At 38.4% G+C, this 15,935-nt stretch carries 24 protein-coding genes; 22 read left to right on the top strand and 2 right to left on the bottom strand.

Features of this window, described 5'->3' with window-relative positions; genetic code table 11:
- Positions 1-555 precede the first annotated feature (555 nt).
- From KDK19_RS11900 to KDK19_RS11875, 6 genes are all read left to right on the top strand, one after another.
- On the top strand, positions 556-1,134 hold the full coding sequence (locus KDK19_RS11900) for a Uma2 family endonuclease (RefSeq protein WP_257292037.1): 579 nt from the start codon (positions 556-558) through the stop codon (positions 1,132-1,134).
- Between the two features lie 9 nt (positions 1,135-1,143).
- A complete protein-coding gene (locus KDK19_RS11895; protein ID WP_257292036.1) occupies positions 1,144-2,073 on the top strand; it encodes a hypothetical protein in 930 nt (309 codons plus the stop codon).
- A 9-nt stretch (positions 2,074-2,082) separates the two neighbouring features.
- Entirely contained in the window at positions 2,083-2,457 is a 375-nt protein-coding gene (locus KDK19_RS11890; protein ID WP_257292035.1) for a hypothetical protein, read from the top strand.
- Positions 2,458-2,520: 63 nt separating this feature from the next.
- Positions 2,521-2,745: a hypothetical protein gene (locus KDK19_RS11885; protein WP_257292034.1), complete on the top strand. Its 225-nt coding sequence runs from the start codon at positions 2,521-2,523 to the stop codon at positions 2,743-2,745.
- Positions 2,745-3,041, top strand: a complete 297-nt coding sequence (locus KDK19_RS11880) for a hypothetical protein (protein ID WP_257292033.1) — start codon at positions 2,745-2,747, stop codon at positions 3,039-3,041. The genes KDK19_RS11885 and KDK19_RS11880 overlap by 1 nt, the downstream gene beginning before the upstream one ends.
- A complete protein-coding gene (locus KDK19_RS11875; protein WP_257292032.1) occupies positions 2,998-3,492 on the top strand; it encodes a hypothetical protein in 495 nt (164 codons plus the stop codon). The genes KDK19_RS11880 and KDK19_RS11875 overlap by 44 nt, the downstream gene beginning before the upstream one ends.
- On the opposite strand, the gene KDK19_RS11870 is transcribed toward KDK19_RS11875, so the two are convergent.
- Positions 3,487-4,287: a hypothetical protein gene (locus KDK19_RS11870; protein WP_257292031.1), complete on the bottom strand. Its 801-nt coding sequence runs from the start codon at positions 4,285-4,287 to the stop codon at positions 3,487-3,489. The two genes, KDK19_RS11875 and KDK19_RS11870, sit on opposite strands and share 6 nt — an antisense overlap.
- 185 nt (positions 4,288-4,472) lie before the next feature.
- Between KDK19_RS11870 and KDK19_RS11865 the strand changes: the two genes are divergently transcribed.
- From KDK19_RS11865 to KDK19_RS11795, 15 genes are all read left to right on the top strand, one after another.
- Positions 4,473-5,450, top strand: a complete 978-nt coding sequence (locus KDK19_RS11865; protein WP_257292030.1) for a hypothetical protein — start codon at positions 4,473-4,475, stop codon at positions 5,448-5,450.
- A gap of 203 nt (positions 5,451-5,653) precedes the next feature.
- Positions 5,654-6,142 (top strand): hypothetical protein, encoded by a 489-nt coding sequence (locus KDK19_RS11860; RefSeq protein WP_257292029.1) that lies wholly within the window; start codon positions 5,654-5,656, stop codon positions 6,140-6,142.
- A gap of 97 nt (positions 6,143-6,239) precedes the next feature.
- Positions 6,240-6,737 carry a hypothetical protein gene (locus KDK19_RS11855; RefSeq protein WP_257292028.1) on the top strand — a complete coding sequence of 166 codons (498 nt, stop codon included), beginning with the start codon at positions 6,240-6,242 and terminating at the stop codon, positions 6,735-6,737.
- A 279-nt stretch (positions 6,738-7,016) separates the two neighbouring features.
- Positions 7,017-7,205: a hypothetical protein gene (locus KDK19_RS11850; RefSeq protein ID WP_257292027.1), complete on the top strand. Its 189-nt coding sequence runs from the start codon at positions 7,017-7,019 to the stop codon at positions 7,203-7,205.
- Complete coding sequence (locus KDK19_RS11845) at positions 7,205-7,735, top strand: hypothetical protein (RefSeq protein WP_257292026.1); 531 nt, start codon at positions 7,205-7,207, stop codon at positions 7,733-7,735. Before KDK19_RS11850 ends, KDK19_RS11845 begins: the two co-directional genes overlap by 1 nt.
- Before the next feature lie 2 nt (positions 7,736-7,737).
- Positions 7,738-8,136 carry a hypothetical protein gene (locus KDK19_RS11840; RefSeq protein WP_257292025.1) on the top strand — a complete coding sequence of 133 codons (399 nt, stop codon included), beginning with the start codon at positions 7,738-7,740 and terminating at the stop codon, positions 8,134-8,136.
- On the top strand, positions 8,108-8,542 hold the full coding sequence (locus tag KDK19_RS11835; RefSeq protein WP_257292024.1) for a hypothetical protein: 435 nt from the start codon (positions 8,108-8,110) through the stop codon (positions 8,540-8,542). The genes KDK19_RS11840 and KDK19_RS11835 overlap by 29 nt, the downstream gene beginning before the upstream one ends.
- Before the next feature lie 3 nt (positions 8,543-8,545).
- A complete protein-coding gene (locus KDK19_RS11830; protein WP_257292023.1) occupies positions 8,546-8,941 on the top strand; it encodes a hypothetical protein in 396 nt (131 codons plus the stop codon).
- Between the two features lie 10 nt (positions 8,942-8,951).
- Complete coding sequence (locus KDK19_RS11825) at positions 8,952-9,308, top strand: hypothetical protein (protein WP_257292022.1); 357 nt, start codon at positions 8,952-8,954, stop codon at positions 9,306-9,308.
- Positions 9,298-9,702 carry a hypothetical protein gene (locus tag KDK19_RS11820; RefSeq protein ID WP_257292021.1) on the top strand — a complete coding sequence of 135 codons (405 nt, stop codon included), beginning with the start codon at positions 9,298-9,300 and terminating at the stop codon, positions 9,700-9,702. Before KDK19_RS11825 ends, KDK19_RS11820 begins: the two co-directional genes overlap by 11 nt.
- Positions 9,690-10,073, top strand: a complete 384-nt coding sequence (locus KDK19_RS11815; protein WP_257292020.1) for a hypothetical protein — start codon at positions 9,690-9,692, stop codon at positions 10,071-10,073. The genes KDK19_RS11820 and KDK19_RS11815 overlap by 13 nt, the downstream gene beginning before the upstream one ends.
- A 9-nt stretch (positions 10,074-10,082) precedes the next feature.
- The gene (locus KDK19_RS11810) at positions 10,083-10,487 is read left to right on the top strand and encodes a hypothetical protein (protein ID WP_257292019.1); all 405 of its coding nucleotides are present in this window, start codon (positions 10,083-10,085) and stop codon (positions 10,485-10,487) included.
- On the top strand, positions 10,471-10,800 hold the full coding sequence (locus KDK19_RS11805; protein WP_257292018.1) for a hypothetical protein: 330 nt from the start codon (positions 10,471-10,473) through the stop codon (positions 10,798-10,800). Before KDK19_RS11810 ends, KDK19_RS11805 begins: the two co-directional genes overlap by 17 nt.
- Before the next feature lie 48 nt (positions 10,801-10,848).
- The gene (locus KDK19_RS11800) at positions 10,849-11,253 is read left to right on the top strand and encodes a phage DNA polymerase-associated SH3 family protein (RefSeq protein WP_257292017.1); all 405 of its coding nucleotides are present in this window, start codon (positions 10,849-10,851) and stop codon (positions 11,251-11,253) included.
- 154 nt (positions 11,254-11,407) lie between these two features.
- Entirely contained in the window at positions 11,408-13,543 is a 2,136-nt protein-coding gene (locus tag KDK19_RS11795; RefSeq protein WP_257292016.1) for a family B DNA polymerase, read from the top strand.
- A gap of 25 nt (positions 13,544-13,568) precedes the next feature.
- Here the strand turns inward: KDK19_RS11795 and KDK19_RS11790 are convergent, their stop codons facing one another.
- The gene (locus KDK19_RS11790; protein ID WP_257292015.1) at positions 13,569-14,666 is read right to left on the bottom strand and encodes a hypothetical protein; all 1,098 of its coding nucleotides are present in this window, start codon (positions 14,664-14,666) and stop codon (positions 13,569-13,571) included.
- Positions 14,667-14,919: 253 nt separating this feature from the next.
- Between KDK19_RS11790 and KDK19_RS11785 the strand changes: the two genes are divergently transcribed.
- Positions 14,920-15,935, top strand: a 1,016-nt coding sequence (locus tag KDK19_RS11785) for a hypothetical protein (protein WP_257292014.1), incomplete at its 3' end; no start/stop codon positions are given.

Genomic DNA, 15,935 nt, shown 5'->3' with positions numbered 1-15,935 from the left:
AAGTATAAGAACTATTGTTTATATACTTCTAATAATTATAAAAAAATAAAATTTTTTATCTAAAAAAAAAAATATTTTTACTTACTAATACAAACGATACAATTAAAAAAATTATATAAATTTTTTAATGTATATTTATTTTTTTCAAAAATCCATTTTGGATAAAGGATGTCAGTGATTAACATCACTTCCATTTTTTAACCACTCACGGGTATTTTCAATACCCTCCGTTCGGGGCACTCACGAGTATCTACGATACTCTCCGTGTGGGCTAAATCCCCTCTATCCTATCCCATAACACGGTTATGAAATAGAATAGAATAGAGGGGATAGATTGATTAGTATGCTAAGCGAGGCCATTCTGGCCGAGCCTAAGTATCTCTTGTGTACACACAAAGGGCGGCGAACGACATTTGTCGTTTATTAACGGTTAAAAGTTATTGCTATAGCTGACATTATAGTCGCCTGCCTATGAAAGTTAAGTTTAATAAATAAGAATAACTGAAACCTATATTACTGTTGTGATCTTACATTCAATTAGTTAAGGAGAGAAGTATGAATGACTTAGCTGAAGAATTTTACTTGATGTCAGAAGCAGAATATCTTGCGTTTGAGGAAACTAACGAAGTGAGGCATGAGTACTGCAACGGTTATGTGGTAGTTATGTCAGGCGGTACTGCTAATCATGAAATCATCTGTTTAAACTGCGCGATGTTTCTCAGAACCCATGCGCCGGATGGTTGTCAGGCTTTTGCTAACAACATGAAAATGAGAATAAAAAATCAAGATCGTACCTGTTATCGTTATCCCGATGCATGGCTACGCTGTGTTGATAATAAACCCAGTACCGAGACTATTGATGATAGTCCACGTTTTATTATTGAAGTACTTAGCCCAGGTACACGAACTACCGACCTAACCAGCAAGGCTGAAGAATATTCTCTAGCGCTAAAACCCTGTCAGGGTGAGTATCTCGTTATCGATACACAAAGACCTAGAATAACGTTACTGGGTTGGGTTAATAATGTATTTAAAGAAAAGCGCATAGCATTGCTTGATGAAACTATTCAAACTACTACTTTTAAAACGCCCATCCCGGTATCTGAATTATATCGCGATATCGACTGGCAATAAGGAATTAAAATGACCACACGTTTAGATGACGTTGATATTATTCTTGCAGAAGAATTAATAGATACTAAAACAGAAACCAAACAGCAAGTAATGGCCCCAGTGCCTGTACCCCCTGCGCCCTATCCAGCTCACTATGGTAATATGCCTAATACGTTTAATCAACCCCAAAGTTATATGCCTATACCGCAGCCGGTTTATGTGCCAGTACCTATGGTAGTACCACAACCGGCACCTCGGGTTGAGATTCAACCTGTTGTGGTTGTTCATGAAACTATTAAGTATATTGAACGAGATGCTGCTAATCCGGCTGAGAAGTATATGTCTGAATTAGAGAATACAGTGCCTGAGATTATGGGACTACCTTTGTCTGAGATTCCAGAATATACTAAAGATGGCGCTGAAGGTATTTTAACGTATATAAAGTTATATTTAGAAACGCTAGCTGATGACTTAATAAAATATCGTTTAATGAGATTGTTAGAGTGTTTAAAGTTTGATAATAACATTACTTTACTTAATGTTCAGCTAATGCAGTTTGTTAATCAAGTATTGCAATCGCACGAAGCATTCTATTTGAAAGATGTTCGCGATCTGGTAAGAATGGCTTTAAACAAACTGCTTAATCGGCCTGATGAAACATTAAGCCCAAATGAAATAATACCCCCCAGGTTACCAGAGGAGATGTTGCCAGAAGAAATTGTCATTATCCTGAAGAACCTCGATGTTCTCAATCAGCAAGGAGCATTAGATTATCCCACCGTTAAAGATGCCCTGTTAGTAATAGCGGATATACTTCAAATTGGTGATACGCATATTGAAAGCTTTATGCACGAAGGACTATCGTTTATTCATGATAATCAAAACAGCCCTGTGACACCATTGGTTACACAACTATCACGTTGGTTGAATTTTTATATCAGCCAACTACCACCCTTTTAAGGAGTTAATATGGCTACACGTTTAGAAGATGTTAAGATAAAGCTCGCTGCGCCAATTTCTGAAGAGGACGAGGTAATCGAGGTCGCCCCTACAGAGGTCGAGAGACTGCCCAGAGACGATTTATCTACCCAAACACCCACCACTATGTCTTACCCGCAAAGTATGCCACAGCGGTCCCCAATGGCTCCCTCATTGCCTGTGGGCAATCCCCCTCGAGTTAATTTGTTCAACCCCTTTATGCAGGAGCACACCTGTTATGGGGTAATGACCCCGCAACCTATTTTCGTACCTGTACCTGTGTATCAGCCTGCTCCTGAACCTCAAGAGCCTAAAATGTTAGAACCTCTAATCATCCGTATTGTTAAAGAGGAATATAATCCATAGTACAATACTTTATTGATATTTGAAAGAGTGCATAGCACTCTTTTTTTTTTAACGGTTGTAAATATGAAACAAGAAGATATGGTTCTTCGAAAGGAATTGCGTGTTGTTTTATCTGAGGCGATAAGTGAGAATGAAGTGTTGCAGTTGCAGGAAGCAATTGGCTTGATGAAGGGTGTGGGTGAGGTAAAAATTACTTTAAGTAATAACGCCTTAAAGCATTCAAAAAGTCCTTGGTTTAATGAGTTATTACAGCAGCTTAAAGAATTGAAAAGTTTACTGGAGACTTAATGTCATTAACTTTATTTCCAGATCATTTACCCTACTGGCTATGGTCATTGCTTGCACTTTGGTTGTTTAGTATAGGTGCCACTATACACCCAACGAGTAAAGTAATAGCTTATGTCCTAATTATAGCGGCCTTTTTAACCTTAGGTCTAGATAAACAATGGAGTTCTCAGCTATTTCAAAAATTACCATTTAATGAGTTAACTCAGTCAATAACAGTGACATTTGAGCGGTTGGATGACACCGCAGATACTGATGAAATCAGTGAACCTAATGGGCGGGATTTTAATGATAATTAGACCCTCTGCAATTGACTACACCATTGACGTTCTAAAAGAATCTAAAGCGTTAATCTTGGTATTTGATATTGATAAGAGTACTGATATTAACACGCTAGTTTCTTATGTTAATGTACTTAAAGAATCCTTTATTGACAAATACAAAGCAGTGATCACTACAGAGTCGGTTTATGCGCTACCTTTGATGGATGATAATATCGATAACAACCTTGCCACTGTTATGGATATTTATTATTATACCAATGCAGAATATAAACACAATTATATATTGTATTGGTTACCACCGCAGCAGCTTGATAATATCCGCAATACCGGACTTAATTTGACCAGTTTGTTTGATGATGATGTTATTTTTCTCAAGCCACAAGGTCGTATAGTTCACGTTAAATTTGATCCAACCAAATGGCTTGAAAAAAATAAGGTTAGAGCCTCTATTGAGTCTGATTTATAATCGCCCACCCGTAAGTCTTCTCAGATGCCTCTGATGTGCGCCTGCATCTTGTTGGAAAGCGACCTTACTAAAGACATTGGTTAGGTATTCCTGATAAAGTTCTTCAGCATCGGAATAACTGTCAATAAAATCCCTAAAACGCCCCAATGTCATACCGGCATGTATCTGACCTGTATCGATTATAATGGCTCTTTGATTATAAAGATAACTCTTTACGGCGTGTTCGCACAGTTTGGAGAAAGAACGAAACGCTTTGGGTGCAAAATGTGTTAACTCGGCATCGTTGCTCAGCTGACACCTTAGCCAAAGTGATTGACTCCCCCACAGATCACCGTCGATTAAAATGGTATTGGTCTCAATCAATCTCACTCTACCTGTGCCTACCATCTCAAGTCCTTGGGCAGACTCTAATAATTGTCCAGCTGCCTGCGTTAAAGTACCAGCACTCATAGAACCATTATAGTTATGGCTATTGGTGTAGGGGTTACTGAAACTGACAGAGTGGATGCTGGTAATGTCCCTTCCCTGTAAGCGGCCAGTGGGTATCTCAATGATTAACTTATTATCTGGAGTCTGTACAAAGGGTAATCCCTCCAAGGCAATAGCTGCCTGAATCCCACCTTCTAAGTTACAATCCTTTAACACCCTTGGGCGAATAACCTTTTGTTTAATTTCATGGCCAAGATTAGTGGGTAGATAATTATCCCATGGATTGGTTGAGATAAAGGCAAAGTTTAATACTTCCATGGGTATAATAAACTGTAAATCGGTGATAGCATTTTCTATTACATTCATAGTGGTTTCCATTCTTTAAGTCCATACTATAAGATTTTAACTATATATTACTAATGTGATCTAATACACCTGGTGTGATTATTTCAAACTGAAAGGGTGAGTAAATTATTATATGCTCACTTTACTTTATAAACCTTAAATAAAAGTTTAATTTACTAGCTAATCGCTCTAACTAGGAGAACAAAATGTCCAATTCCGTTTTAGGGAAGATCGCACTTTATGGCTGTGGTGGCTGTGGTATCAATCTGGTTTCTGGATACAACAATACAATGGAAGCGGTTGGTTTTGCTACACTAAAGACCACCTACGTAGACTCCAGTCGCTCTAATATTAAACCTGAGTTAGAAGAAAAGGATTGCTATATCCTCAAAGGCGTTGATGGCTCGGGTAAAGTTCGTAGTGAAAACTACGAAGCTATTAGAGAAAACGTTAAGGAGTTGCTCCTTACCCATACTCCAGAGGTGATGAACATCGTTGTGTTCTCAGCCTCAGGTGGTACTGGATCTGTTTTTGGTCCACTGATTATGCGTGAGCTGCTTGATCGTGGTCTGGGTGCTGTTGCTATTGTTATTGGTAGCACAGAGTGCAAACGTTCAGCTGAAAACTCACTGAATCTGATCAAATCTTTGGAATCTATTTCCCAGAACATCACCAGCCCATTAGTGGTGTCAATGAATATCAATTCCAAAGAGCGTAGCCGCTCAATGGTTGATAAGGATGTGGTCAGTAATATTGACCGTTTAATGGCGCTGGCTTCGGGTCAAAACGGTGAGATGGATTCTAAAGATATCCTTAATTGGCTGGCTTTCCATCAGGTAACCACAGTTGATCCACAGCTTGCTTTGCTGGAGATCACCGATAATGAGGACGACGCCAGAGCCGTTCGTAACCCCATTGCTGTGGCCAATCTCTTGAAGGATACTGATGTGCCTGATCCTGAGCTGTATCCTGAATACGCCTTTACTGCCTATTATCCGGCAACCCCCGATGGTTGGGATCAAAACCTGAACTTCATTATCAGCACTGATGGTTGTGATGAGTTGGCTGAGAAGTTCATTCAGGAAGTAAATCGGTATGAAGAGATTGCCAAGTCTCGATCCAGTAAAGTGACCAATGCCCTTAAAGGGAATGAGAAGGTTGAGGATGAGGGGATGATTCTTTAACTATGCTAAATTGCGATTGGTTTATAGGGTTTATAAAACAGACCATTGCACCAGTTAGATAACCATAAGTACTGCATATATCGGGTATATGTATGGACTTAATAGGCTTTTGGGAAAGGTCTATAGCGGTTGAGTGGTACTATGAATAAGGGTGGGGTTAATGCCCCACCCTTTATGATGCTTATTTTTAAGGAATGTTTATTATGTTAGATTTCACACAGTTTGAACTAGATAGAATTAATGAATTATTAGATTCTGGGAATAAACCTAAGGTGTGTGAGGCGTTATCGCAACTAGGTAGCCGTTTTGTGATGGACCCAGATTCAGAAGTTATTGTGGATGAACTACTTTTAGTTGAGTATGAAGTACGTGATAGCTGGAGAGATGACAGTGTCCCCAACGCTTACGATAAAATTGAAGTGGTTGCCGTTCACATTCTGGATATTTCCCAGGGTGTATTGCTTTATAACGGGATTATTTATCCCACTGAAGGGACTGCCTACTGTCTCAATAATTCACTTAGATTTGGCGATAATGTAGACAATATCATTAAAGACATTAGTCCTAGCAAGGGGCTATACCAGTATCTGTGGGAAAAGCACTTTAAAGTCATTATGGAAAACGCTATATGTGAAAATTACAGTATCTATTTAGACAAAATACGTCAGACAATAGCTGAAAATAGGTTATGAGCATACATCGTATGAAACATTAAAATTAAACTAAGCCTAAAAGCTTGGGTTATTTATAATCCTCTAAGGAGGATTTTTTTTTTGCTAAGGGGGAGATATGACAACCGTAGCTTATGATGGACGTTACCTAGCTACTGACTCGCAGGCCACGGGTAGCGATGGTGAGATTGCACCGGGTGAATACACTAAGATAGCTTTAGTGGAAGGTACTTTTAAAGGTGAACCGCTAGTGGCTATCGCTTATGCGGGTAATCCCTTTCCCAGAGAAGAATACTTAGATTGGGTTGCAGCCGGTGCAAAACGAGAGGAGTATAGTGAGGATTGGGATGGTCTGATGGGAATGATTGTAACTAATGCTAATGCTTATTACATAGATTACAAAGGCTTTTCTATGCGATCCAACTCTATAGCCGCTATGGGAAGTGGTCAGACCTATGCCCTGTCAGCCATGTATTTGGGTAGGGGAGCAGCTCAGGCAGTACATCATGCTATTCAAAGGGATGCTTACTCGGGTGGTTCTATTAAAATGCTTGATTGTCAATCGGAGCAACCCAGTATACAAATAGTTTCTCAAGAAGAATCAGGTAAATGGTAAGTTGATAAAATTTTATTTAGAGCCTCTTTCTATAATAGGAAAGAGGCTCTAAAGGATTTTTTCATGAAAATCTTAAAAATATATCATAAGTGGGAAGTCAGATAAAAGAGCTAGCATATGGTTTTAATTCATAACTTCTTACCAGTAATACAGGTTATTGAACCCGTCGTTGAACAATATTGCTATTTTCCGTATTATAGTAACGATGCAGCAACAGATTATCTGGGTAATACTAAACATGATATCGTAAGGTTTGTCATTAAGGATAAACTCTTTCGTGTGTTAGGTCTGTACTCCAATGACTATAGCAATAAATTACCTGTATACTACCAGTACCTGAACAGCTATCTTGATGAAGATTTTATTGATAGCTATATTTTTAATAACACTGCAAGAGGTGTTTATAAAACACGCACCTATGATCACATTGAAATTAAATTAGGTCAATTATACGTGTGGGTCTTTTGATGGAAAATAAAAAGGTGATAATTCCCGTTCGGGAATTAGCGTATTGGATTAGTAATATTACAACTAGTTACTTACAAGAATGTAACCCAAATGAACAATTACCACCCCATTCTTTTTGGAAAGAGTTAACTATAAAGCAAATAGAAGATTCTCTCTCGCGCAGAATGCGCTGGTCTATACCTACAGATAATGTTTTATTTTATCTAAGGTCGTACAATCTGTTTACTGCCGAGCAAGAGCAACATTTTATTTGCGAGCAACTTGATTGTTTGGCAGTTCGGATTGATGAGTTTTTAGACTACAGTGTTGAGTATAATACTTGGATGGTTTGGGCGTTGGAGCCAGTTATCAATCATCCAAATTCAGATTTTGCTATAAAGCCTGTAGCAGATTTTAGAATCCTTGACTGGGATCGTAGAATGTGTAGCGGGACCTGGAAGTCAGAGCAGCGAGTATCTGCCAATGCATTTACACATTTAACTAAAGGGATGTATGAGGCCAACGTTGCCAGTTTAAAATTTGAGTTTTAGCTATGCAAAAAAGTATCGGCTGGCTTGTAAATTTCTCACCACTGCGCCGCATTTTGGTGCAACATATGTGCTATGCTACGGTCAGTGTTGTTGAGCATATGGATTTTTTACCCATTATCGAGTGTGAGGTTTGGAAAGTATTTGAAGGTACCGATTATTCAAAGCTCAATAGAGATTATACGAGAGAGTGGTTGTCGATAAATAATATCTCCAGTGATACCCAGCAGGAGATACTACATCAATTAAATCTGCTATGTGATAGTATTCTTAAACCTATAATTCGTTTTGATGCTAGCCATCATTACGATATCCTAACCTATGCCGCCGATCAATACCTTATCATCGATCGTGGTGAATGGATGATTGCTGAATATGAACGTCAAATCAATGGCTTGTACTAAGCAAGTTTATAATCCCACACATAAAAACCCCAGTGCTATTATTCTAATTGATTTTGCCGGGACTTTAGCCACAATGGAGACTTGGCGTAGAGAGTTTTTAAACACCTATGGCATTGAAATCAGCGATGCGGTGGCTGACGTTATTGGTGTGTGGTTTTTTAACGGTTGCCTTGACCCCGAGGGTATGAGGTATTTGTTAAATGAAATGTTAACTAACGAATATGATCTCTCTGACATGCGTTCAAGTTCTGAGTTAAGTATGATGTTAGACATATACACTAATATCTACCAACAAATTAAGGGACCTCTCTATCAGCACGTACAATTATTTTTCAATTATAAAAGCATAGATTTTGTTTATAGATCGCACACACTCATGGATGTTTATTTGTTTGATGCGGATTGATATATGAAAACTCCTAAAGAGATAATCATCGGAGCAGTAGCTCCGATGATTATTATGTCTGAGCATAAAACTGGAATAGATATACTTAAAACCATAGGATTATCTGAGAAAAAATTTGCCGCTATTTCGGCAATAGCTTGGTTTTATAATCGTTATCAGGGTTTTGAACCAGAAACCACTTTAGAGTATCTACTTGATACCACTGACCTGTTTTCTTATTTTAACGACACATGTATTCCTATAAGCGATTATGAGTCGCTTGTAGGATTATGTTATTATCTTTTTAATCATTGGGATGATGAGTTAACTAGACACGAAAATTACTTCAGAGAATACAATGACCTTAAAGTTAAAAGGTGGTTAGTTAACGGCTTTGTATTAACAGGTACTAAAGAGTAAAGGTACATTTATGTTAATTATTTTAGAAACCCGCCAGATAGTGCAGGAATTTAGTAATAACATTTGTTGTTTAAGTAATGTTTTCTTTACCAATCTGGAAACATTTATACGTGAAGTTATTGACGTTCAGTCACAAGTAAACAATAATTACGATGTTTTAGAGCAAACTATGTTGCGGTTTTATCCACAGGTACGTCTATCAACGCTGGATGTTCGCCTAGCTAACTCTGCCGTACAGTGTTTTTTAGATAACATCGATAGTGTCATTGTTTATAAGAACCTACCTACTGAGTCTTTTCGAGTATTAAAGCTAGTAGGACACGACCTTTTAATTGAGTATAAAGAAAGTATCCATTATGAAAACTAGATTAACAATGATTCTGGATGACAAGCCAGTACAAACCATACTTTCATTAGCACCTAAGATGTCATTGGAAACCTATAACAACGATGCTATTTTGGCCTTTATTACGGATGTGTGGATAAAATCAACCTACCCAAGACTACCCTTGACATGGATGATTTCACCGTCTCAAGCGCTTGGCGACCACCTATTCAATCTGGGTAGGGTAGGATATAATATTGGTTCGGAAGATATTTTGTGGCTTGAGAAGGTGTATAACTATCTTAACGTTACTTTATTGCCTACATTAATTGCTATTGTGCATCGAAAACAGTTAAAAGAATATGCTTTTTATCGGTGGGATAAAGTAAGAATGCAGTTAATCTTTACCGGCGTACCCCTATTATGTCAAAAGTAGTCGTTTTACGTTTTAACTTTAAAAGCTTTGAAGAACCTTTTCAGACTTTTATTAATAACAATTATGATGTAGCAATTACCTTTGATCTGTTAATGGAGATTGGGTTAGAGTGCAGTCTGTATACAACACCTAATTATCAATACGATTTCATTTATGAGCGAGTCTCCTTTTTTTACACCAATGAGCTAGGTGTTTGTACCATAGATCCTTATCTGTTGGATGATATAATACAGTTAATTTTAGAAATTAACTGTATATTTGATAGGCAATATGCTAGTTTAATCAAGCGCTTTAAAGATAAAGATTACTATACCCTTGATGTAAGTTATCAGGTGGGTAGCTCAATAGATATTGTTATAGAAGAGGCTTAAATAGATGCTATGGAGTATCAGGTACGTTTATCCATTGTTCCAATATTAGCCCAATGGGATGCTTTTATAAGTAAACATAACTGGTTGTATCTGACACGTGCTGAGGTAGGTAATATTGTATTTAATATATTACTGGGTGGTCAAGATTCTTTGGAGTATATAACCAGTTATGTTAGTTGCTATAGTTTACCGGAATTGGCGGATACTAACTCGGTTGGAAACATTTATTTAATCTTTTATAATGATGTGATTGAACTTATTGATCTAACTGCTAGACACACAGGAGTATCGAAATTTACTGAAACGACTAATATTGTTACTGAAATAAATGAGTTGACCCCAGGACAATTTGTTATTTATCTTTTAGAATTAACTAATAGATTCGGAACCTATGCCAATGATAATTATACTTGAGTGTCCGAGTTGTCGAGAACTAGCCATTAGCGTTTTTCAGGACACTACACCTGATGAACCCATTGATCCATTACAAGAAGATAAAGCACTGTTATCAGTATCGAGGTTGTTATGGTGGTTTTTAGACCCAGATGTTTTCCACGATACTGGTGGCTTATTTGAAGATCTAATAGAGCGCCTAAATTTACTTCAACCACTTTTGAATGTTTATAAAAATATTTTGCTTCGAATAAAACAGTTTAATTTGACGCACAAATCACCAAAAGCGGTTAATGTTATTTCATTAAGGGGTGATATAGAGATTTTGGTTTAATACTGATAAGCCTTATTTTATAGATTATATAACTAAGTGAGACACTTCATGGAGATTTTTACTGGTATAAGCTTGGGTGATACTGTAAGTTTTACTCTTTATCCGGCTGGGATTATTGGTACTGTGTACGACCATTGTCGGATTAATGCCTTACTCGATGCGCAAACCGCCCGCCAATTTATCGATATTGATGCCCTACATGCTAATGTTTATCCGACATTGCCAGAGGGCACTATTAATGATCCCAGTGGTTATCTTTATCTTAAAGTCAAATTGCCTTCTGGCATTGACAGTGTGGTAGGCATGAACTGGATTGATCAGGGAACCTTGATTCGCCACGAAAGTATGACAGCTACTTTTACCGTTGATAATGTTGATACTACTGATATCGAAAAAATTAAACTGGCATTATCCGCCAATGGTTTTGTTGGAGTAAACTACACCATTAAGTAATGGTCTTATTATATGTAGATAGATTGAATCTTACTTCTCCTGGTGGATCGTCACTACAGCGTTAAAACGGAAGGGGTAGCCCCCTTCCGTTTTTTTTTTGTTTTTTATTATTTTTATCCACTTGCTATAAACGGAACAAAATGCGGCTAGAATTATGTATAATAATCCATTTGTCTTAAAGCCAGAAGAATATCAGCGTGATCTTAATATCTATCGTGCAGTTTGTTTTGATATTGCGCTCTATCTTTCTAAGAAGACTACAAAAAGCTACCAAGAGTGTCTGGTCTGGGTTAAGAATAAATTTAACATTAAAGAGAGTACCTTTATTAATGATCCAAGGATTATGGTCATAGATCGCAACTCGGTAGGCGATAGAGTGCAATCTGAAACAACCTTGTTGGAATATCTGGGTAGTGCTCAGGAAACAGGTAATACCTTATCGCCCTCTATGGTAACTTATTCTAATCCCGATAAAAAGCGCTCAAAAGTATCTCTTTATGTTTCCAATAAAGTGAAGGAGCGTGGTAAAATTAAAAAGGAAGGTCAAGAAGCTGAGATGGAAGGCGATAAATTTCTCGCCAGTATTAAACAGAATTTACAGACTTCTATCAAGATTTTGGTTAACTCCGTATCTGGCGGACATGCCTCTGAATCAACTGCCTTATTTTTAAAGTCAGCGCATCCATCCTTGACCAGTACCTGTCGCTGTGCTACCTCCTATGGTAATGCTAATACAGAGAGGTTTCTCTCAGGTAACAGGCACTATTGGCGATACGATATAGCACTTAACAATATTGTTTCTATTGTTCGTAAATCGGATTTAAAAGCTATTGAGGAAGTTATTAAGCGATATAATTTACACTATCCAACGGTTACCGAGGTGATGTCGATTATACAGCGCTCAACTGACCTTTATTGGCATAACGAGCAGTTGTTATCACAAATAGAAAAGTTGGTCGTCAATTTAGAACCTGTTGAACGTGCTGCGTATTTATATACTCAGGACTTTTATAGCTTGGATAAATTTAACCCTGAACTCACGAAATCGTTTATTAATACCTTGGCGACTAAAGCCAGTGAGCCCCACCCTGATCCGGAACAGGTGTTAGCTGATTTGGATGCAGATATCCTTGCTTTTGCCAGTTTTATATGCGCTAAAGAATTAGCTGGACGGACATTGAAAAGGGTTAAAGTTGATGATCCCCATGCTTATGCCGTGTTCGCTAATACAGTGTTTGGCATTAGAGCAACATTAACTGAGTATAAAAATCTTATCCGTGCTTTTTGGGTGACCAATAACCCACCGCCGACGGTCGCTAATTTTACCAATAGCGTTCGACGTAATGTGGTCGTTTCCGATACCGACTCAACCATCTTTACAGTACAAAATTGGGTTGAGCGATTTACCGGCAGGATGAAAATGGATGATCGCACACAGGCTATCGCGGCAACTATGGTATTTATTACCAGTCAGACTACTATCCATCTGCTGGCCACCTATTCAGCTAATATGGGTGTTAGACCCTCCCAAATACATCAGCTGTCAATGAAGAATGAGTATATGTTTCCCATTTTTATGCAAACTACAAAGGGTAAACATTATACGGCTTATATGTCAGCTAAAGAAGGTAATGTATTTCCTCAACTAAAAAAGGAAATTAAGGGGGTATCTTTGCGTAACTCAAAGGCCCCACCGCAAATTACTGCTGCCTTACATCAATTTATTTTTGATGCTATGGATACATTACTCAAAGGCGATAAGCTGGATCTTTTGAAATTGCTTAATAGAGTCGCTGATATTGAGCGTGAAGTGAAGAAGGGACTTGCCGAGGGTAAGAGTGAGCATTTATTAACGGCCAGTATAAAACCGCTAACGGCTTATAATAATCCTAATAAAAATGCTACCCCATACTTTTATCATGAGTTATGGGAGACAGTATTTGCCGATCGTTATGGAAATGCACCAGAGCCACCTTATGTTGCAGTAAAGGTGTCTATGGATTTGAAAAATAAAGCAATGATTTCAGAATGGTTAGCTGAGATGCCCGATGAACAGATGGCGTTAAAGATGGAACAGTTTCTTAAGTCAAAAGACCGTAGATACCTTAAGATGCTTTGTATCCCATGCGACGTTATTCGCTCAGATGGCTTGCCAGTTGAGATTATTGGTCAAGCTAATGTTAGAGAGATTATATACAGCACTATGGAAGGTTTTTATCTGGTTTTAGAGAGTTTGGGTTTTTATTGCATCAATAAGCGAAGGACAAGATTGATATCAGACGTATACTAAAGGTAGGGTGCAACGCACCCTACCTTTAGCTTATCATTGACTCAATATCATTCATTACAAAGTTAACCAGTTGTGTTAATTCTTTATCATTGACATGGTTTAGTGCTCGGTCATTCTTTAACTCATTGAATGTTTTGCGCAGCTGATGTCGATAAATGCGATCCGTGTTATTACCAGTGATGTAGGCAATTCGCGTGATGAATCTAATTATTGGAAGTCTTGAGAAAACTATTAGCCATACCACCTGTCTTAACATAGGCACTTTAGGCAGAGTCAAGTAGTCGGCTAACATAACACCTTTAGATAGTGGTATAGTTTCAACTATTTCACTCCACTGCCCGTCCGTATCGTATAAATCCTCAAGTATATTATCAAATGAATTATCAATCTTGGCGCTGTAGTTAATCAAACTGGGTTGGGTGTGAATAGGATCGCTGTCTACTTTTAACCCCAGATTTTTTCTGGCAATGCGATTAAACAAAGCGATGTCCAGATAATTTTTTAAACAACTAGTGAGGGGATAGTGATATAAAAAACTATATATTGTATGTAACTTAACATCATCAGGTATCTTACGCAGATACCATTGTTGATATTGTGCCGCGAGCATAGGGATGTCAAGTTCAATGCTGGCCCACAAACTAACTCTTTCAATAACTTCATCATCTGCTAGTAAGTCAGGCGTTAGTTCTGTAAATGGATGATAAACTATTCGAATGGGTTGTCGTTTTTGCCAATCATTTAGTTTACCGTTGGTAAAATCACCAGGAGTAAGTTGGCTTTCAGTAGCTAATATAAGTTCTTTACAACGTCCATGAAAAATGCCTTGTTCATGGACTTTACCATAATCGGTGGGTGAGGTTATCTCCACCATATTTGCTAATTCAAGATAATGCTCGGATGTGTAATAAAAAATCTCTTGAGCTGTCTTTTCAGGACCTATGGGCAGGCTTTGTAGAATCTTAACTAACAGGTAAGAAGAAGGTACTACCTTGGCACTACCCATTACCCATTCCACAAATTTAAGTCTATTATTTTCTAGACCATCAAGTAAGTAATTGTGTTTAGGATACAGCCTTTTACCCCTAGTGAATACTGGGGTTTGTGAAAACATTGGTAACATGTTGCCCTCCAAAGGCTGTAAAAAAATAAATAGGTGTTATCTAATATGTGGAGAATGCGGTCCTGAGAAAATAGTTCCAAAAGTGGATTATCCAGTTCTGGAGAGTCATTTCTAACGGATTTAAGACACATATCATTAGCGTGCTAAGCTTGGTATAACCTTTAAATAGATACAAAGTTTGGCCTTAATGCATTGAGATGTAGTATTCATTTGGTTTAGCTAACCGTAACACTCTAATCAGGAGAAGAGATCTATGGCCATAGATAAGAAGCATGATGGTCCAAAGGAGCGTATGTCGCAATCAGCAAATAATGATCAGGGTAGCCAGACTGGCTATTCTGGTCATAATGAACGCCGCCATTTTGATGGTCCGGGACTTACCAACTTGGGGGCTATCATTAGTCCACTTATGCCCAGCCAGTGTGGTGGGGACAAACTGATTAAATGGCAGGAAGCACTGAGCTCCTGTTTAAGTAAAACTGTGCCTGAAATCAGCGATAAGTTAGGAAAAGTTTGGCATATCGTTCCGATGGATCGGCAGCAATTTCGTATACCTATTGATGCTATTCTTCTGGTATACTTTAACCAGAAGGAGAACGAGGCAGTAGTGCACTCGTTACTACTCGATGGTAGCGTTGACCATCTGAGTAAACATCAGGTGTTTGGTTTTGGTAAACCCCTGGAGTACACCAGTGTAACGGGTGATTATTATAATGAAGACTTTCAGACTTCAATAAACACCTGCCTTGATGATCGTTTCCCTAATGTTGGGGTTAGAACTACCTTTTATACTGTAGTGCCTAATCGCATAGCGCCTGAGGATGAAGCGAAGGTATATCGCATAGCTGCCAATGCCATTGCGGCTCTGGGCGATAAGATCCATACTCTCTCAGGTATGGCTCGTTTGAGTGCTGAAAACCTGAAGAAAGACGGCCACATGGTAGCTCAGCTGCGTTATACTTATAACCAAGCTGTTAGTCTGACAGATGAGCCACTGCGTAACGATATTAATATCGTTACTCGTGTGCAACAGCGTCGTCAGAACCAGTGGATGGGTAATTACAATAATTACGGGATGGACGACCGTCAAGCATCACAAGATCTGTTCCGCCTTGGCGGGTTTATGGACCTGATTTATCGCCAGGTACCCAGTCAGAATCCGTACGGCAATGGTCAGCCCACGGTTCGTTACATGCCCAGATTTGTATGCACCAACTCAGAGTCATTGATAGGTGCTAACTCTCTGGAACTGTTGCTGTTGAATCTTAG

This window comes from Endozoicomonas sp. ONNA1 (assembly GCF_024606325.1).
Lineage (GTDB): Bacteria > Pseudomonadota > Gammaproteobacteria > Pseudomonadales > Endozoicomonadaceae > Endozoicomonas_A.
Note: the sequence above shows the minus strand (reverse complement) of the source record. Positions and strands in the feature narration are given on the sequence as shown.